The organism is Blastococcus sp. SYSU DS1024 (assembly GCF_054050795.1).
In genome coordinates, this window is the sequence record NZ_JBJHAA010000039.1 from 1 (window position 1) to 16929 (window position 16929).

Annotated in this window: 18 protein-coding genes and 1 pseudogene; 13 read left to right on the forward strand and 6 right to left on the reverse strand. The window is 76.3% G+C overall.

What is annotated here, in order from left to right; all coding sequences use genetic code 11:
* The first annotated feature begins 141 nt into the window (after positions 1-141).
* Entirely contained in the window at positions 142-1365 is a 1224-nt protein-coding gene (locus ACI79S_RS20455) for a SelB domain-containing protein (protein WP_456595280.1), read from the forward strand.
* 64 nt (positions 1366-1429) lie between these two features.
* Positions 1430-1804, forward strand: a complete 375-nt coding sequence (locus ACI79S_RS20460) for a PH domain-containing protein (protein ID WP_456591243.1) — start codon at positions 1430-1432, stop codon at positions 1802-1804.
* A 63-nt stretch (positions 1805-1867) separates the two neighbouring features.
* Here the strand turns inward: ACI79S_RS20460 and ACI79S_RS20465 are convergent, their stop codons facing one another.
* On the reverse strand, positions 1868-2308 hold the full coding sequence (locus ACI79S_RS20465; RefSeq protein ID WP_456595281.1) for an enoyl-CoA hydratase-related protein: 441 nt from the start codon (positions 2306-2308) through the stop codon (positions 1868-1870).
* A gap of 211 nt (positions 2309-2519) precedes the next feature.
* Positions 2520-2804: pseudogene (locus ACI79S_RS20470) on the reverse strand (enoyl-CoA hydratase-related protein); the annotation flags it as partial.
* Between the two features lie 40 nt (positions 2805-2844).
* On the opposite strand from ACI79S_RS20470, the gene hemW reads away from it, so the two are divergent.
* From hemW to ACI79S_RS20505, 7 genes are all read left to right on the forward strand, one after another.
* Positions 2845-4083: a radical SAM family heme chaperone HemW gene (gene hemW, locus ACI79S_RS20475; protein WP_456595294.1), complete on the forward strand. Its 1239-nt coding sequence runs from the start codon at positions 2845-2847 to the stop codon at positions 4081-4083.
* A 162-nt stretch (positions 4084-4245) separates the two neighbouring features.
* Positions 4246-4401 carry a hypothetical protein gene (locus ACI79S_RS20480; protein WP_456595282.1) on the forward strand — a complete coding sequence of 52 codons (156 nt, stop codon included), beginning with the start codon at positions 4246-4248 and terminating at the stop codon, positions 4399-4401.
* Between the two features lie 87 nt (positions 4402-4488).
* Complete coding sequence (locus ACI79S_RS20485; protein ID WP_456595283.1) at positions 4489-4803, forward strand: TraR/DksA family transcriptional regulator; 315 nt, start codon at positions 4489-4491, stop codon at positions 4801-4803.
* 92 nt (positions 4804-4895) lie between these two features.
* Positions 4896-5819 (forward strand): ATP-binding cassette domain-containing protein, encoded by a 924-nt coding sequence (locus ACI79S_RS20490; protein WP_456595284.1) that lies wholly within the window; start codon positions 4896-4898, stop codon positions 5817-5819.
* Positions 5816-6562: an ABC transporter permease gene (locus tag ACI79S_RS20495; RefSeq protein ID WP_456595285.1), complete on the forward strand. Its 747-nt coding sequence runs from the start codon at positions 5816-5818 to the stop codon at positions 6560-6562. The genes ACI79S_RS20490 and ACI79S_RS20495 overlap by 4 nt, the downstream gene beginning before the upstream one ends.
* Before the next feature lie 22 nt (positions 6563-6584).
* Complete coding sequence (locus ACI79S_RS20500; RefSeq protein ID WP_456595286.1) at positions 6585-7697, forward strand: sensor histidine kinase; 1113 nt, start codon at positions 6585-6587, stop codon at positions 7695-7697.
* Positions 7694-8299 carry a response regulator gene (locus ACI79S_RS20505; protein WP_456595287.1) on the forward strand — a complete coding sequence of 202 codons (606 nt, stop codon included), beginning with the start codon at positions 7694-7696 and terminating at the stop codon, positions 8297-8299. Before ACI79S_RS20500 ends, ACI79S_RS20505 begins: the two co-directional genes overlap by 4 nt.
* 1 nt (position 8300) lies before the next feature.
* Here ACI79S_RS20505 and ACI79S_RS20510 read toward each other — a convergent pair whose 3' ends face one another.
* A complete protein-coding gene (locus ACI79S_RS20510) occupies positions 8301-8678 on the reverse strand; it encodes a type II toxin-antitoxin system VapB family antitoxin (protein WP_456595295.1) in 378 nt (125 codons plus the stop codon).
* A gap of 252 nt (positions 8679-8930) precedes the next feature.
* On the opposite strand from ACI79S_RS20510, the gene hrcA reads away from it, so the two are divergent.
* The 3 genes from hrcA to ACI79S_RS20525 are packed head-to-tail and all read left to right on the forward strand — an operon-like array spanning position 8931 to position 11855.
* On the forward strand, positions 8931-9953 hold the full coding sequence (hrcA, locus tag ACI79S_RS20515) for a heat-inducible transcriptional repressor HrcA (protein ID WP_456595288.1): 1023 nt from the start codon (positions 8931-8933) through the stop codon (positions 9951-9953).
* A gap of 15 nt (positions 9954-9968) precedes the next feature.
* On the forward strand, positions 9969-11099 hold the full coding sequence (dnaJ, locus tag ACI79S_RS20520; protein WP_456595289.1) for a molecular chaperone DnaJ: 1131 nt from the start codon (positions 9969-9971) through the stop codon (positions 11097-11099).
* Between the two features lie 3 nt (positions 11100-11102).
* Positions 11103-11855, forward strand: a complete 753-nt coding sequence (locus ACI79S_RS20525; RefSeq protein ID WP_456595290.1) for a 16S rRNA (uracil(1498)-N(3))-methyltransferase — start codon at positions 11103-11105, stop codon at positions 11853-11855.
* A 104-nt stretch (positions 11856-11959) separates the two neighbouring features.
* Here the strand turns inward: ACI79S_RS20525 and ACI79S_RS20530 are convergent, their stop codons facing one another.
* From ACI79S_RS20530 to ACI79S_RS20540, 3 genes are read right to left on the reverse strand one after another with little or no spacing between them, the layout of a single operon-like run.
* The gene (locus ACI79S_RS20530) at positions 11960-13573 is read right to left on the reverse strand and encodes a PhnE/PtxC family ABC transporter permease (RefSeq protein ID WP_456595291.1); all 1614 of its coding nucleotides are present in this window, start codon (positions 13571-13573) and stop codon (positions 11960-11962) included.
* Positions 13570-14316, reverse strand: a complete 747-nt coding sequence (locus ACI79S_RS20535) for a phosphonate ABC transporter ATP-binding protein (protein ID WP_456595296.1) — start codon at positions 14314-14316, stop codon at positions 13570-13572. The genes ACI79S_RS20530 and ACI79S_RS20535 overlap by 4 nt, the downstream gene beginning before the upstream one ends.
* Positions 14313-15272 (reverse strand): putative selenate ABC transporter substrate-binding protein, encoded by a 960-nt coding sequence (locus ACI79S_RS20540; RefSeq protein ID WP_456595292.1) that lies wholly within the window; start codon positions 15270-15272, stop codon positions 14313-14315. Before ACI79S_RS20540 ends, ACI79S_RS20535 begins: the two co-directional genes overlap by 4 nt.
* Before the next feature lie 328 nt (positions 15273-15600).
* On the opposite strand from ACI79S_RS20540, the gene ACI79S_RS20545 reads away from it, so the two are divergent.
* On the forward strand, positions 15601-16779 hold the full coding sequence (locus tag ACI79S_RS20545) for an ABC transporter substrate-binding protein (RefSeq protein WP_456595293.1): 1179 nt from the start codon (positions 15601-15603) through the stop codon (positions 16777-16779).
* Positions 16780-16929 lie beyond the last annotated feature (150 nt).

Genomic DNA, 16929 nt, shown 5'->3' on the forward strand with positions numbered 1-16929 from the left:
GGGGGGCGGCCCCCCCAGCGCCGCGCCCCGCGGCCCGGCGCCGCCCCCCCGCCCCCCCCCCCCCCCCCCCCCCCCCCCCCCCCCCCCCCGCGGCTGGAGGAGCTGCTCGGCGCGCTCCCGGCCCCGGACCCCGACGCGCCGGTGCGCCTCTGGATCGACCGCGCCTTCACCATCAAGGGCGCCGGCACGGTGGTCACGGGCACCCTCGCCGCCGGTGCCGTCGCGGCCGGCGACCGGTTGCTCCTGGGCGACCGCGAGGTCACCGTGCGCGGCGTGCAGTCGCTCGGCGAGCCGGTCGAGCGGGCCGCGGCCACCGCGCGCGTGGCGCTCAACCTGCGCGGTGTCGCGGTCGAGGACCTCTCGCGCGGTGACGCGCTGCTCACCCCCGGCGCGTTCCGGCTGACCGACGTCGTCGACGCGACGCTGACCGGGGCGCCGGAGGAGCGGCTGCCGGCGGAGCCGGTCGTGCACGTCGGCTCCGCCACGGTCGGTGCGTACCTGCGGCCGCTGGACGGCCGGGCGGTGCGGCTGCGGCTCGCCTCGCCGCTGCCGCTGCGGATCGGTGACCGGCTGCTGCTGCGTGACCCGGGAGCCCGGCGGGTGCTCGGCGCCGACGTGCGCGACGTCGACCCGCCCGAGCTGCGCCGCCGCGGCGCCGCCCGGCAGCGGGCCGCCGAGCTCGTGGCGCAGCCCGCGGGCTCGGACGGTGCCTCGGCCGACCTCGCCCGCCGCCGGATCGTGCGCGCCGCCGACTTCGCCGCGATGGGCTGGCCAGTACCCGCCGGGGCCACCCGGCTCGGGCCCTGGCTGCTGGCCGCGGGGCTGGCCGACGAGCTCGCCGCGCGGGTGCCCGAGATCGTCACCCGCTACCGGCGGTTGCGGCCGCTGGAGCCGGGGCCCCCGGCCGAGGTGGTGCGCCGGGCGCTCGAGCTGCCCGATGCCGAGCTGGTCCCGGCGCTGGTCCGGGCGCCGCTGGTGCTGCGCGAGGGGCGGGTCGTCGACGGCGCGGCGGACCTGCCGCCGGAGGTCCAGCGCGCGGTCGACGCCGTCCGTGCCCGGCTGGCGGCCGATCCGTTCGCGGCTCCGGAGGCGCCCGACCTGGCGGCCGCGGGGCTGGGCACCCGGGAGCTCGCGGCGGCCGTCCGCAGCGGGCAGCTCGTGCGCGTGGGGGAGGGCGTCTACCTGGCCCCCGGCGTCGACGCGGTGGCCCGGGAGCGGCTCGCGCGGATCCCGCAGCCGTTCACCCTGAGCCAGGCGCGGCAGGCCTGGGGGACCAGCCGCCGGGTCGCCGTACCGCTCATGGAGTGGCTGGACGCCCGGGGCGTCACCGAGCGGCTGCCCGACACCACCCGCCGGCTCCTCTAGGCGGCTCGTTCCGGGCTCCGCGCGTCGAGGACGACTCCCGTGCTCCGGCACCTAGCGTGCAGGGGTGATCGACTTCTCCAACGGCTCCGTCTTCAAGCTCAACCCCGCGAATCCCCAGGACATCGGTCCCGCCGTGGCGCCGCTGCTCATCCAGGGCGAGCAGATCGTCGCCTGCTTCAAAGCGGTGCGTGACTTCGTCGTCTTCACGAACAAGCGACTCATCGCCGTGAACGTGCAGGGCATGACCGGCAAGAAGCGGGACTTCACGTCCCTGCCCTACAGCAAGGTGCAGGCGTTCTCGATCGAGACCGCCGGGACGTTCGACCTCGACGCGGAGCTGGACCTCTGGTTCAGCGGGCTCGGGAAGGTCCGGCTGGAGTTCAAGGGCAACGCGGACATCCGTCAGCTCGGGCAGATGATCGCCACCTACGTCCTGTGAGCACAGTCGGTCTCTGCCCAGCCCGGTTGGGCAGAGACCGACTGAGCCGGGAGGTGTCCTGCGTCAGCCGGCGGAGGGGATCCAGCGGGCGGGGCGCTTCTCGCGGAAGGCGGCGATGCCCTCCTGCCCCTCCTCGCCGGCGAAGAACCGCGCCGAGAGGTCGAGCAGGTCGTCGAAGGCGAGCGCCGGCTGCCGGGCGCGCAGCAGCCGCTTCGTCTCGGCCAACGCCGCAGGGGCGCCCGCGGCCAGCGCGGTGAGCTGCCCGGCGAGGACGGCGTCGACCTCGTCGTCACCGGCCACCAGGTCGACCAGCCCACCGTCGGCGGCGGTGGCCGCGTCGAAGACCTCGCCGCTGAGCATGAGGCGGTGCGCCACGTGGGTGGTCATCCGGGGGAGGACGACGGCGGAGATCACCGCCGGCACCAGGCCGAGGCGCACCTCGGAGAAGGCGAAGGTGGCCGACCCGGCCGCGACCACGACGTCGCAGGCGGCCAGGAGCCCCACCCCGCCGGGGGGGGGGGGGGGGGGGGGCCGCGCCCCCCCCCGCCCCGGCGGGGGCGCCGGCTCCTCGCGAACAGCCGGGCGCTCCGCCCCACCCCCCCCCGGCGGCCCCACCCCCCCCCCCCCCCCCCCCCCCCCCCCCCCCCCCCCCCCCCCCCCCCCCCCCCCCCCCCCCCCCCCCCCCCACCACCGCCACCACGGGCTTGGGCGAGGACCAGATCAGCTGCAGCAGCTCCGGGAACTCGCGCACACCCTGGCTCTCCGACGAACCGCCGGCCGCCTCGGACAGGTCCATCCCCGAGCAGAACACCCGGCCGGTGTGGTCGAGCACGACCACCCGCACCGCGTCGTCGGCCAGGGCATCGGCCAGCGCCGCGCGCAGCTGCGCGCGCATCGCCCGCGACAGCGCGTTGCGGTTGGCGGGAGAGTCCAGCGTCAGGGTGGCGACGCCGCGGGAGACGGACACCTGCAGCACTCGGTCGGAGGTCACGCCCGGCATCCTGCCGCCCCCGCTGGCCGGCGCGGCACACTGGGAGCAGATGAACACCGTCCTGCCGCTGATCCACGACGCCGGCCCGCCGCCCGGCTCGCCCGGCCCCGACCGGCTTCCCGACAGCGCCCGCGAGGGGCTGACGACGACGCCGTTCGGCCTGTACGTGCACGTGCCGTTCTGCGCCACCCGCTGCGGCTACTGCGACTTCAACACCTACACCTCCGACGAGCTGGGCCCCGGTGCCAGCCGCAGCGAGTACGCGGGCACGGCGATCGCCGAGCTGCGCCGCGCCGTCGACAGCCTCGGCCCGGACCTGCCGACCGTCTCCACCGTCTTCGTCGGCGGCGGCACGCCGACGCTGCTGCCGGCCGACGACCTCGCCGCCGTGCTCTCGGCCGCCCGCGGGCTCTTCCCCTTCGCCGACGACGTGGAGGTGACCACCGAGGCCAACCCCGAGACCGTCTCGCCCGCCTCGCTGGCCCGGTTGCGCGAGGCCGGCTTCACCCGCGTGAGCCTCGGCATGCAGTCGGCCGCGCCGCACGTGCTCGCCGCGCTCGATCGCCGGCACACCCCCGGCCGCGCCGTCGAGGCGGCGCACGAGGCCCGCGCGGCGGGGTTCGAGCACGTCAACCTGGACCTGATCTACGGCACGCCCGGGGAGACCGACGCCGACTGGGCAGCCTCCCTGGACGCGGTCCTCGCCTCGCCGGTCGACCACGTCAGCGCCTACGCGCTGATCGTCGAGGAGGGCACCAAGCTGGCCCGGCGCGTGCGGCGGGGCGAGCTGCCCATGCCCGACGACGACGTCCTCGCCGACCGCTACGAGCAGGCGGACGCGACGCTGCGCACGGCCGGCTTCGAGTGGTACGAGGTGTCGAACTGGGCCACCTCCGACGCCGCCCGCTGCCGGCACAACGAGCTGTACTGGGCCAACGCGAACTGGTGGGGGATCGGGCCGGGCGCGCACAGCCACGTCGGCGGGGTGCGCTGGTGGAACGTCAAGCACCCCGCGGCCTACGCCGACCGGCTGGCCCGCGGCGAGAGCCCGGCGCAGGACGCCGAGCTGCTCGACGACGACGACCGCGCGCTGGAGGCGGTGATGCTCGGGTTGCGGCTGCGCGACGGCCTGCCGCTGACCGCGCTCACCGGCACCGGCCGTGCCCGGGCGGCCGAGGCCGTCGCGGGCGGTCTCCTGGACCCGGCGGCGCACGCGGAAGGGCGGGCCGTCCTCACCGACCGGGGCCGCCTGCTCGCCGACGCGGTGGTCCGCGACCTCACCGACTGAAAGAGGACCCCGTCCTCCTCGTCCCTCGTACGCTCGGGACGAGCCTCGGGACGGGGCCGGCGGCGGACCGGTTCATCCGAAAGGGCGAGATTGGTACCGCCGTCCTGGGCTATGGTCCCCGTTCCGGCAACGGGGCCGGGTGTTCGGAGGGGGTGGTCGCTGGTGTCCGTGCCAGGAGTGCGTCCGGCGGCGGCCCCACCGTTCACCCTGCCCGGCGGTGCCCTGCTCGCCCTCGCGATGAACCGCCGCGCCCGCGGGCTGCGCGGCCTCGACGTCCTCCGCCGCAGCCAGGACCGGGCCCCGCCGCGTCGCTCCTGACCCCGCCCCGGGGTCCCAGCACCTCTCCGACGCGCCACCGACCGGTGACCGCGTCTTCCCGCATTGCCCCGAGAAGGAGATCCCCGCATGTCTGCCAGCCTCGACAGCACGACCCCCGCCTCGGCGGACCGCTTCCGCACCCTGCTGGAGGAGCAGCGCACCGACTGCGCGCAGCAGCGCGAGGAGGCCTTGGCCGAGTGCGCGACCTCGGTGCCCGACCCGGTCGCCCAGCGCCGCAGCGCCGACCTGCAGCGCACCATCGAGGAGATCGACGCCGCGCTCGCCCGCCTCGACGACGGCAGCTACGGCCGCTGCACCGGCTGCGGCGCCGCGATCCCCGAGGAGCGGCTCGAGCTGCGCCCCTTCGCCCGGACCTGCGTCGCCTGCACGCCCGCCCCCTGAGCGGGGCCGGCGGTCGCGTCTGACGGATGTCAGACGCGACCGCCGACGTCCGGCACTACTGCGTCCCGGCGGCGTGGGGGCAGGCTCGGCGCATGCCTCCTGCACCGGCTCTCGACATCCGCGGGCTGACCGTCCGCTACGGCGACGCGGTCGCCGTCGACGACCTCGACCTCACCATCCCGCGCGGCCAGACCGTCGCCCTGCTCGGGCCCAACGGCGCGGGCAAGTCGACGACGGTGAACGCCGTCCTGGGTCTGCTGACCCCGACGGCCGGGGAGATGCGCGTGCTCGGCCGCAGTCCGCGCGACGCCATCCGGGCCGGCCGCGTCGGCGCGATGCTGCAGCACGGCGGGCTGCCCAGCGAGGCGCGGGTCGGCGAGGTGCTGCACCTGGTCCGGCGCAGCTTCGGCCGGGCCGGGGTGGAGGCCACCTGGCCGCTGGACGACCTCCTGGTCACCGCGGGCATCGCGGGGCTGCTCGACCGTCCGGTGGAGGCGCTCTCCGGTGGTCAGCGCCAGCGCGTCCTGCTGGCACTCGCCCTGGCCGGCGCACCGCCGCTGCTGCTGCTCGACGAGCCCACCTCCGCCATGGACGTCGAGGCGCGCCGGGCGTTCTGGACGACGATGCGCGGCCTGGCCGGCCGCGGGCACACCGTCGTCTTCGCCACCCACCACCTCGACGAGGCCGATGCGGTCGCCGACCGGGTGGTCGTGGTGGCCGGCGGGCGGGTGGTCGCCGACGGCACCGCCGCGGAGGTGAAGGCCGGGGTCGGCGGGCGCACCGTGTCGTTCACGGCCGGTCCGGAGCGCCGGTTCGACGCCGTTCCCGGGGTCACCGCCGTCACCTGGCAGGGGAGCACCGTACGGCTGGCGACCAGCGACGCCGACGCCACCCTGCGGGCGCTGCTGGCCGACGGCGGCCTGCCCGGTCTCGAGGTGCGCGGCGCGTCCCTCGAGGACGCCGTCCTCTCGCTGATCCCCACCCGCCGGCCGAGCACGATCGGAGCCTCCCGATGAGCCCGCTGTTCGCCTTCCAGCTGCGCCGCGTCGGGCGCAACAAGCAGTTCGTCTTCTTCACCGTGCTGCTGCCCGCGCTGTTCACGATCTTCCTCACGAAGATCATCGGAGGGCAGATGACGGGTGCGCCGGCGCGGCAGGAGGCCGCCGCCTCGATCATGGTCTCGATGATGGCCTACGGCGCCATCGGGGCGTCCCTGGGCGCGACCATCCGCCTCTCGTTCGACCGCGCCTCGGGCTGGCTGCGGCAGCTCCGCGTGACCCCCGTTCCGCAGACCCAGGTGTTCGCCGTCGACGTCGCCGTCGGGGTGCTGCTGGCCCTGCCGAGCCTCCTGGTCGTCGCGCTCGTCGGCCGGTTCGTCAACGGGGTGCAGCTGCCGGCGGGCACCTGGCTCGCACTCCTCGCCGTGCTCTGGGCGGGGTCGGCGGCGTTCGTGGCCCTGGGCCTCCTGGTCGGTCTGTCGCTGGACGAGAAGGCCGCCGGTGGCGCCATCGGCATCCTGGGCGTGGTGCTGGCGGCGCTGGGCGGGCTGTGGTGGCCGGTGGAGATGCTGCCGGAGGCGATGCGCGGGCTGGCGTACACGCTGCCGTCGTACTGGTACGCCGAGCTCGGGCGCGGCGTGGTCGGCGGGGGGTGGCCGCCGGCGGTGGCGGTGCTGGCCATCGCCGGGTTCACGGCCGCCTTCGGGGCCCTCGCGGTGTCCGTCGCCCGCGCCCGGCCGCTGTACGCGGTCGCGGGCTGAGCCGACCGCTACCGTGCCCGTCGTGGACGCCCCGAGCCGCTGGCAGCGCCTGGGCTGGGCCGTGCCGTGGCTGCTGTTCCAGGCCTTCCCGATCGCGGACCTGGTCAGCACACCGCGGCCCGTGGCGGTGCAGGTGGTGGCGGCCGTCGCCCTCGTCGCCTTCACCGTCGTCTACCTCGGCGTCTTCGGCGAGGTCTTCGGGAGCCGCCGGGACTGGCCCCGCGTGCAGCTCGTGGTCGTCGCCGTCCTGGGGGTCGGGCTGGCCGTCTGGCTGGGCCCCGCGTGGGCCGGGTTGATGATCTACGTCTCGGCCGCGGCGTCTGTGGCCCTGCCCGCGCGGTGGGTGTGGCCGGCGGTCGTCGGCGCGGCCGCGGTGTGCGCCGGGGTGCTGGCCGCCCACGGCGTCCTCGGCGACGTCTTCATCCTGCCGGTGATCTGCCTGCTCACCGCGTTCGCCCTGCGGGGGATGCGGCAGCTGATGAGCGTCAACGCCGAGCTGGTGGAGGCGCGCGAGGAGCTGGCCCGCAACGCCGTCACCGAGGAGCGGCTGCGGTTCGCCCGCGACCTGCACGACCTGCTCGGGCACAGCCTGTCGCTGATCGCGCTCAAGAGCGAGCTCGCCGGCCGGCTGGCCGAGCGCGACCCGGTGCGCGCCCGCCAGGAGATGGCCGACGTCGAGGCCGCCGCGCGCCGGGCGCTCGCCGAGGTCCGCGACGCGGTCAGCGGCTACCGCCAGGTGAGCCTCGCCCAGGCGCTGGCCGAGGCCCGCTCGGCGCTCTCGGCCGCGGGCATCGCGCTGCGGGCACCGGCTCCGGGCCGACCGCTGCCGGCGCCGGTCGACGCGGTGCTCGGCTGGGTGGTGCGGGAGGCCACCACGAACGTGCTCCGGCACAGCGCCGCCCGGTCGGTCACGGTGAGCCTGGCGGAGACGGACGAGGACGTGGAGCTGAGCGTGACCGACGACGGCCGGGGCGGGGACGCGCCCGCCGGCGCCGGCCTGTGCGGGCTGGCCGAGCGGGTGGCCGCGGTCGGGGGCCGGCTGACGCACGGGCCGGTCGACGGCCGCGGGTTCCGGCTCACCGCCTCGGTGCCGCTCAGCAGCGCGGTCCGCGCCTCGCCCGTGGCGGCGTCGTGATCCGGGTGCTCATCGCCGAGGACCAGACGATGGTCCGCGGGGCGCTGCGCGCGCTCCTGGAGCTCGAGGAGGACATCGAGGTGGTGGCGGAGGTGGGCCGGGGCGACGCCGTGACGGCGGCCGCTGTCGAGCACCGCCCCGACGTCGCCCTGCTGGACATCGAGATGCCCGGCGCCGACGGCCTCGCAGCGGCCCGGGAGCTGGCGACGGCGCTGCCCGGGTGCCGGGCGGTCATCCTGACCACGTTCGGGCGGCCGGGGTTCCTGCGCCGCGCCATGGAGGTCGGCGCCGCCGGGTTCCTGGTCAAGGACGCGCCCGTGAGCGAGCTGGCCCAGGGCATCCGGGCGGTGATGGCCGGTGAGCGGGTCATCGACCGCGACCTGGCGGCCGCCGCCCTGGCCATCGGGGCCACGCCGCTGTCGGCGCGGGAGGCCGACGTGCTGCGCGCCGCCGCGGACGGGGCGACCGTCGCGGACATCGCCGGCCGGCTCTTCCTGTCGGAGGGCACCGTGCGCAACTACCTGTCGTCGGCGATCGGGAAGACCGGCGCCCGCACCCGGGTGGAGGCGGCCCGCGTCGCGGAGGAGAAGGGCTGGCTCTAGGTCAGCCGTCGCGCGGCCCGGGCACCGGTGGCTGCGCCGGGAGCGACGCCGTGCTCGGGCCGTCCGGCGTCTGCACGGGGGTGAGCGCGTCGAGGTCGAGCACCCGCACGTGGATGACGGTGCGCTGCTGCAGCGCCGCCCGGAGCGCCCGGTGCAGCCCGTCCTCCAGGTACAGCTCCCCGTGCCACTGCACCGCGTGGGGGAAGAGGTCGCCGTAGAAGGTGGAGTCGTCGGCCAGCAGGGCGTCGAGCGCCAGCTCCCGCTTGGTCGTGGTCAGGGTGTCCAGCCGCACCTGCCGGGGTGGGATCATCGCCCAGTCGCGGGCGGACAGGCCGTGGTCGGGATAGGGGCGCCCGTTGCGCACGCCTTTGAAGATCAGGGGACCGACCTCCGCTCTCCGCCCCGGCCCGGGGCACCGACCGTCCCCACCCTAGTCGCCGCGGGGACGACCGTCGCCGCTCGCGCAGCCCGGGCGGGGCGGCTCGCGAGCCGCGCGACGACGGGCGCGGGCGGACGTATGCTGGCCTGGCACTCTGTCCGTGCGAGTGCCAGCCGGGGTGACCCGGGGCCGGCGTCGGTCCCGCCCCCGGGGCGCGGCACGGCGCGTCGACCGGTACGGGGAGGTGTCACCGTGGCGCACGACGAACGGCGCCTGGAGGTGCTCCGGGCCATCGTCCAGGATTTCGTGTCCACCAACGACCCCGTGGGCAGCAAGGCCCTCGCCGAGCGGCACGACCTGGGCGTCTCCCCGGCGACCATCCGCAACGACATGGCGGTGCTGGAGGAGCAGGGCTACATCACCCAGCCGCACACCAGCGCCGGCCGGGTGCCCACCGACAAGGGCTACCGGCTGTTCGTGGACCGGCTCTCGGCGGTGAAGCCGCTGTCGGCCGCCGAGCGCCGGGCGATCGAGCGCTTCCTCGACGGCGCCGTCGACCTGCACGACGTGCTCGGCCGGACGGTGCGGCTGCTCGCGCAGCTCACCCGCCAGGTGGCCGTCGTCCAGTACCCGACGCTGTCGCGCAGCGCCGTCCGGCACCTCGAGGTGGTGCAGGTGGCGGTGGGCCGGCTGCTGCTGGTGCTGATCACCGACACCGGCCGGGTCGAGCAGCGCGTCGTCGACTGCCCCGCCGACGTCGACCCCGCCGCGGTGCCCGAGCTGCGCGCCCTGCTGAACTCCGCCTTCGCCGGGGTGAAGCTGGGCGAGGCCGGCGACAAGGTGCCCGGGCTGCTGGAGACCGCGCCGCCGCACCTGCGGGGGCTGGTCGCCGCGGTCAGCGCCACCCTGGTGGAGACCCTCGTCGAGCCGAGCGAGGACCGGCTCGTCATCGGCGGGACGGCGAACCTCGCGCGGGGTACCGCCACCGACTTCCCCGGCACGCTCCGGCCCCTGCTGGAGGCCCTCGAGGAGCAGGTCGTCGTGCTGCGCCTGATGAGCGAGGTCGACGCCGGCACCGTGCTGGTGCGCATCGGCGAGGAGAACGCCCACGAGGCGTTGTCCGGCGCCTCGCTGGTCACCGTCGGGTACGGCTCGGGCGACCGGGCGCTCGGCGGCCTCGGGGTCGTGGGGCCGACCCGCATGGACTACCCAGGAAACATGGCCGCGGTGCGAGCCGTGGCCCGCTACGTCGGCCACCTGCTGGCCGAGAGCTGAGGACGAGACTCTTCGATGGCGACCGACTACTACGGCGTGCTGGGCCTGGCCCAGGGAGCGACCGATCAGGACATCAAGCGCGCCTACCGGCGGCTGGCGCGTGACCTGCACCCGGACGTCAACCCGGATCCGGAGGCCAAGGAGCGCTTCCAGCAGGTCACCCGCGCCTACGAGGCGCTGACCGATCCGGAGAAGCGGCGGATCGTGGACCTGGGCGGCGATCCCTTCGACGCCGGCGCCGGGGGTGCCGGCGGGTTCGGCGGCGCGGGGTTCGGCGGCCTGGGCGACATCATGGACGCCTTCTTCGGCGGCGCGGCCACCCGGGGCCCGCGCAGCCGCACGCGGGCCGGGCGGGACGCGCTGATCCCGGTGGAGCTGGAGCTGGACGAGACCGTCTTCGGCACGACGAAGGACCTCACCGTCGACACCGCCGTGCTCTGCGACACCTGCGCCGGCGCCGGGACCGCGCCGGGGACCCACCCGGCCACCTGCGGCACGTGCTCGGGCCGCGGCGAGGTGCAGAGCGTGCAGCGCGGTTTCCTCGGGCAGGTGGTCTCCAGCCGCATCTGCCCGACCTGCTCGGGCACCGGCCAGGTCATCCCGCAGCCGTGCCCGAAGTGCGCCGGCGACGGCCGGGTGCGGGCCCGTCGGACCCTGTCGGTGAAGGTGCCGGCGGGCGTGGAGGACGGGATGCGCATCCGGCTCACCGGCCAGGGCGAGGTCGGCCCGGGTGGCGGGCCGGCCGGCGACCTGTACGTCGAGGTGCACGAGCGCCCGCACGAGGTGTTCACCCGGGACGGCGAGGACCTGCACTGCCGGGTCACGCTGCCGATGACCTCCGCGGCGCTGGGCACCACGCTGAACCTCAAGACGCTCGACGGCGAGGAGGAGCTCGACATCCGCCCGGGCACCCAGTCGGGCAGCGTGCTCACCCTGCGCGCCCACGGGGCACCGCGGCTGCGCGCCACCGGGCGCGGCGACCTGCTGGTGCACGTCGAGGTGCAGACGCCGACGAAGCTCGACGCCGAGCAGGAGAAGCTGCTGCGCGAGCTCGCCGCCCTCCGGGGGGAGGACCAGCCCGGGGCCAACCGGGAGGCCCAGGGCGGCCTGTTCTCCCGGGTCCGCGACGCCTTCCACGGGCGCTGACCGATGAGCACCGAGGCCCCCGAGCTCGACGGCGTCCCGCTGTTCCTGGTCGAGGAGCTGCCCGACGTCCCGGAGCTGCTCGTCGCCGGCCAGGAGGGGCGGCACGCCGTCGACGTGCTGCGCCTGCAACCGGGCGAGCGGGTCCACGTCGGTGACGGCGCGGGCACGGTGGCCGAGGGCGAGGTCGTCGCCGCCGGCCGGCACGGTCTGGCCGTCGCCGTGCGGAACCGGTTCGAGGTGCCCGCGCCCGACCCGGAGTTCGTGCTGGTGCAGGCCCTGCCGAAGGGGGACCGGGGCCCGCTGGCCGTCGACCTGGCCACCGAGCTCGGCGTCGACCGGATCGTGCCGTGGCAGGCTGCGCGCTGCGTGACCCGCTGGCGCGAGGACCGCGTCGAGAAGGGGGTGGCGAAGTGGCGTGCCGCGGCCCGGGCGGCGAGCAAGCAGTCCCGCCGGCCGCGGCTGCCCGAGGTGACCGCGCCGATGAGCACCCGGGAGGTCGCCGGGGTGCTCGCCGAGGCCGACCTCGCCGTCGTCCTGCACGAGCAGGCCCGCCGGCCGCTGACCGAGCTGGCCGTGCCGTCCTCGGGCACCGTGGTGATCGTCGTCGGTCCGGAGGGCGGGCTCTCCGACGGCGAGGTCGTCGCGTTCCGCGCGGCCGGGGCCGAGCCGGTGCGGCTGGGCCCGGAGGTGCTGCGCACCTCCACCGCGGGCGCCGCCGCGATCGCCGCCTTGTCCGCCACCACCCGCTGGCGCTGACCGCCCCGCGTCGATGATCAGGTTCCCTGATCATCGAGCGTCCTCCCTCGCGGCAGGCGGTGAGGGTGGACGCTCGGGGGTGAGGGAGGACGGCGTCGCGGCGGTCAGCGCACCGCCGCACGGGCGTGGTCGCTGACCAGATCGACGAGGAAGGTCAGGAGCACGATCGCCGCCAGCACGGTGGTGACGCCCGCCCAGTCGAACGCCGACATCCGGGCCGACAGCAGCACCCCGATCCCGCCGGCGCCGAGCAGGCCGACCAGCACGGTGTCGCGGATCGCCACCTCCCAGCGGTAGAGGGACAGCGCCAGCACCGGGCCGGTGAGCGCCGGGGCGGAGCCGTAGAGCCAGCGGCCGACGGGGGAGGCTCCCATGGCGCGCAGCGCCTCGGCCGGGCGCCGGTCGATCTCCTCGACGGCCTCGCCGACCAGCCGGCCGAGCACGCCCAGGGTGTATACCCCGAGGGCCAGCGCTCCCGGCAGGACGCCGGGGAGCAGGACGAACAGCACGACCAGTGCCCACACCGGCGGCGGGACGGCGCGCAGCAGGAGCAGGGACAGCCGGGTGAGCACGCCGGCGGCGCGGCGGACCGGCCCGGACGGACCGGGGGGACGCGCCGCGAGCGCCGCCAGCGCGACGGCACCGGCGGCGGCGAACGCGATCGCCAGGACCGACATCCGGAGCGCGTCCAGGGCGGTGGCCCAGACGTCGCCGAGCAGGTCGCGGTCGACGGCCGGCGGCCACGCGGCCGAGGCGACGTAGGCGACCTGCTCGCGGGTGCGGGCGTCGACCAGGGCGGTGGGGGAGAGCGCCAGGTACCAAACCGCCCACCCGACCGCGGCGACGACGGCGAGCACCGCGCCGGTGAGCAGCGGATCGCGCCGGGACACCGTGCTCCGGGGCGCCGCGACCCGGCGGCGCACGGCCCGGCCGCCGACGTCGGCCAGCAGGCACAGCAGCGCGAGTGCGTAGACCGTCGTCCAGACCTGCTCCCAGCGCAGCGAGGTGAACGACAGGGCCAGCTGGTAGCCCAGCCCGCCGGCGCCGATCAGGCCGAGGACGACCGCCGAGCGGACCGCGCACTCCAGCCGGTAGAAGGAGTAGGAGAGCAGCCCGCCGGCGGCCGCGGGCAGCAACCCGTACAACGCCGCCGTCCCCCGCCCGGCGCCGGCCGCCAGCAGTGCGTCGTAGCTGCCGCGGGGCACCTCGTCCAGCAGGTCGGCGAAGACCTTGGCGGTGATCGCGCCGTACGGGACGGCGATGGCCAGCACGCCCACCCACGGGTCGAGCCCCAGCACGTTGACCAGCAGCAGGCCCCACACCGCCTCGTGCAGCCCCCGGGGCAGCGCCAGCACGCCGCGGGTCAGCAGCCAGCCGGTGCGCCGCCCTCCCCAGGCGGTCCGGGAGACCGGGACCGCGGCGAGCGCGCCGAGCAGCACGGCCAGCCCGGCACCGAGCACGGCGTAGGCGACGGTGACCAGGGTCGAGCCCGCGACGACGCGGAGGAACTCGCCGCCCAGCTCCGGGCGCAGCGCGGCGGAGAGGAAGCGGCCGGCCTGGGCGGTGCCGGCCGGGTTGAGCACCGGCCCGGAGAACAGCCCGCTGCCGGCCAGTGCCCAGCCGAGCAGGGCCAGCCCGGCCAGCGCCCAGGCCCACCGCCGCCGGTCCCGGCGCAGCCGTGGCTCCGGGGGCGCCGCCCGGTCGAGGACGGCCGTCACCGGGTGACCCCGTAGAAGCGCTCCAGCTCCGCGACAGTCAGGCTGCGGGCGGGGGCGTCCAGGACGATCCGGCCGGCGGCGAGGCCGACCACCCGGTCGCAGTGCCGCAGCGCCAGGGCGGGGTCGTGCAGGCAGGCCAGCAGCGCGCCGCCCCGGCCGGTCGCCAGGTCGCCGAGCAGGCCGAGGGCGAGATCGGCCAGGGCCGGGTCGAGGGCGGACGCCGGCTCGTCGGCGAGCACGAGGTCCGGCTGCTGCACGAGCAGGCGGGCCAGCGCCACCCGCTGCCGCTGACCTCCTGACAGCCGGTCGGTGCGCTCGTACATCCGGTCGGCCAGGCCGACCCGGTCCAGGGCCTGCCGCACCGTCGACGGGTCCTGCGGGCGGAGCAGCGACCACGCCGCCCGGCCGGCCGACCACCGACCCAGCCGCCCGGCGTTGACGTTGTGCACCACCCGCAGCGCGCCGGTCAGCTCCAGGTGCTGGTGGACCGTGCCGGTGCGGGCCCGCAGCCGGCGCAGGTCCCGGCCGTGCAGCGCCGCCGGGTCCTCGCCGAGGACCCGCACCTGTCCCGCGGTCGGGGTGACCGCGCCGTTGAGCACGTTCAGCAGCGTCGTCTTGCCCGCTCCCGAGGCGCCGACGACGGCGACCCGCTCGCCCGCGGTCACCGCGAGGTCCACCCCGGCGAGGGCGGGTGTGCTGCCGAAGCGGACCTCGATGCCGGTGAGCCGCGCGATCTCGGTCAGTTGACCAGCCCCAGGTCACGGCCGATCTGCTCGATCTGGTCGTAGTTCGCCGCCTCGGTGGGGACGAACGCCCCCGCGCCGAACAGCTCGAGCACCTCGGCGTCCTGGGGATCCTGCGCGGACAGGCCGGTGAAGTACCCCGTCAGCCGGTCGGGCAGGTCGTCGCCGAACCGCTCGATCGCGCCAGGGCCGAGGAGCCAGTGGTAGTCGTGGTAGGCGGGGGTCCGCGCGTAGCGGACGACCGCCGGGTCGATCTCCCCGGCGGCCGCGCGGGACTCGTAGACCTGCTCGTTCAGCACGCCGGCCTGGTAGCTCCCGGAGGCGACGAGGGACAGCGTCGCGTCGTGCGAGCCCGAGAACCCCGGGCCGCCCGGGAAGCCCTCCGGGTCGACGCCGGCCTCGCGCAGGTAGTAGGCGGGCATGAGCCGGCCCGAGGTCGACGTCTCGCTGCCGTAGGTGAAGCGCAGGTCGCCGAGCGGGGAGAGGTCGTCGGACGGGGACAGACCCGTGCCCGCGTTCACCACGAAGACGGAGTGGAACTGCTCGTCGATGTCGCGCTGCGCGATCGGGACGGCGCCGCGGGTCTGCAGCCGCGCCTGGACACCGGTGAGACCGCCGAACCAGACCAGGTCCAGGTCGCCGGTGCGGAACAGCGAGACGGCGGCGGCGTAGTCGGTGACCGGTCGGTACTCGACGTCGATGTCGAGCGCCCGGGTCATGGAGTCGGCCACGGTGCCGTGGAGCCGCTGCAGGACCTCGGGGTCCTGGTCGGGGATGGCGCCGATGCGCAGCGGCCCCGGGGAGGGCGGTGCGGCGTCGGAGGTGCGGCCGCAGCCGGCGAGCGCGGCGGCGAGGGCGGCGCCGGTGCCGGCCAGCAGGGCGCGGCGGGAAAGGTGGGGGAGGAGAGCGGAACCGGGGACGGGGCCACCCGACCGGGCGGCGCGAGCGGTGCGCACTACGTCCTCGCGGGGGGAAGGGCAACGGGCATGGCGGACTCCTGGAGCGGGAGAGGTGGGCGCCCCATCCTGTACCGGGCGTGCCGGGAGCGGCGCGCCGTGCTCCTGACGCGCGCTGCCCGGGGCCCGGGTCGGTCACGTTCTGAGCACGCTTGCCAGGTCCCTGCGGGAAGCCCGGTCGCGGGTGCCTACTGTGACGGCCGTAACCCGGCCGACCGGCCTCGGTCGGCCCACGATGCCCGGGTGGCACGGGCAGGGCCCCGTCCGCCCCGGGGAACGCGCGGCCGCCTCGGCGGTGCGCGGTCGTCGTGCTCGACAAGGGAGAGACATGCGCACCAAGCTCCACACCGTCGCCGCGGCCGGCGCCGCGGCCCTCCTCCTCGCCTCCTGCGGCTCCGGTGAGTCGGGCGGCGGGGGTTCCGCGGCCTCCGGAGAGCTGACCGGCGAGGGCAGCGGCGAATCGTGCACCATCGAGGGCGAGGTGCCCCTGGGTGCGGTGCTCAGCCTCACCGGTGCCGCGGCCAGCTACGGCGAGTCGCAGCAGCGGGGCCTGCAGCTGGCCGCCGCGGAGCTCGCCGAGCAGGGCGGTGTCACCTACGACCTCACGATCGAGGACGACCAGACCGACCCGCGCCAGGCCATCACCCTGTTCGAGGAGTTCGTCTCCGACGGCGTGAGCCTGATCATCGGGCCGACGCTGTCGAACGCCGCCGTCCAGGCCGACCCGATCGCCCAGGACGCCGGCGTCCCGGTGCTGGGCATCTCCAACACCGCCGAGGGCGTCACCGAGATCGGCGACTACATCTTCCGCGCCTCGCTCACCGAGCAGGCGGTGATCCCGCAGACGATCGCCCAGGCGACCGAGCAGTTCGGGCTCGAGAACGTGGTCGTCATGTACAGCAACGACGACGCCTTCACCGAGTCCGGCTACGAGGCGTTCGCCGCAGCGCTGGAGGAGGAGGGGGTGGAGATCAGCGAGACGATCACCTTCTCCAAGTCCGACACCGATTTCCGCGCCCTGCTCACCCAGGCCCGGGAGAACGACCCCGACGCGCTGGTCGTCTCGGCGCTGATCGAGGCAGCGGTGCCGCTGGTGACCCAGGCCCGTGAGCTCGGCATCGACGTGCCGATCATCGGCGGCAACGGGTTCAACAACCCGCGGCTGATGGCCGACGCCGGCGAGGCGGCCGAGGGCGTCGTCGTCGGCGCCGCCTGGAACTCCTCGTCCGACAACCCGGAGAACCAGGCGTTCCTCGAGGCCTACGAGGCCGAGTACGACGCCCAGCCCGACCAGTTCGCCGCACAGGCCTACGCCGGGCTGAAGCTCGTCGACCACGCCGTGCGCGCCAACTGCTCCGCCGAGCGCGACAGCATCCAGGAGGCGCTCGGGGAGATCGAGGACGTGCCCACCGTCCTCGGCGAGTTCTCCATCGACGAGAACCGGGACGCCGACCACCCGGCCGTCGTCCAGATCGTCGAGAACGGCCAGTTCGCCGTCCTGGAGTGATCCGCGAGGCGCCGACCGGCCGGCTGACCGGTCGGCGCCGCGCCGCCACCCTGCCGGGGGGGGGGGGGGGGGGGGGGGGGCGCGCGGCGGGGGGGGGGGGGGGGGGGGGGGGGGGGGGGGGGGGGGGGGGGGGGGGGGGGGGGGGGGGGG

Coding starts and splice junctions, on each gene's coding strand:
- hemW (WP_456595294.1), top strand. CDS start 2,845: ATGAACACCGTCCTGCCGCTGATCCACGACGCCGGCCCGCCGCCCGGC.
- ACI79S_RS20485 (WP_456595283.1), top strand. CDS start 4,489: ATGTCTGCCAGCCTCGACAGCACGACCCCCGCCTCGGCGGACCGCTTC.
- ACI79S_RS20490 (WP_456595284.1), top strand. CDS start 4,896: ATGCCTCCTGCACCGGCTCTCGACATCCGCGGGCTGACCGTCCGCTAC.
- ACI79S_RS20495 (WP_456595285.1), top strand. CDS start 5,816: ATGAGCCCGCTGTTCGCCTTCCAGCTGCGCCGCGTCGGGCGCAACAAG.
- dnaJ (WP_456595289.1), top strand. CDS start 9,969: ATGGCGACCGACTACTACGGCGTGCTGGGCCTGGCCCAGGGAGCGACC.
- ACI79S_RS20525 (WP_456595290.1), top strand. CDS start 11,103: ATGAGCACCGAGGCCCCCGAGCTCGACGGCGTCCCGCTGTTCCTGGTC.
- ACI79S_RS20545 (WP_456595293.1), top strand. CDS start 15,601: ATGCGCACCAAGCTCCACACCGTCGCCGCGGCCGGCGCCGCGGCCCTC.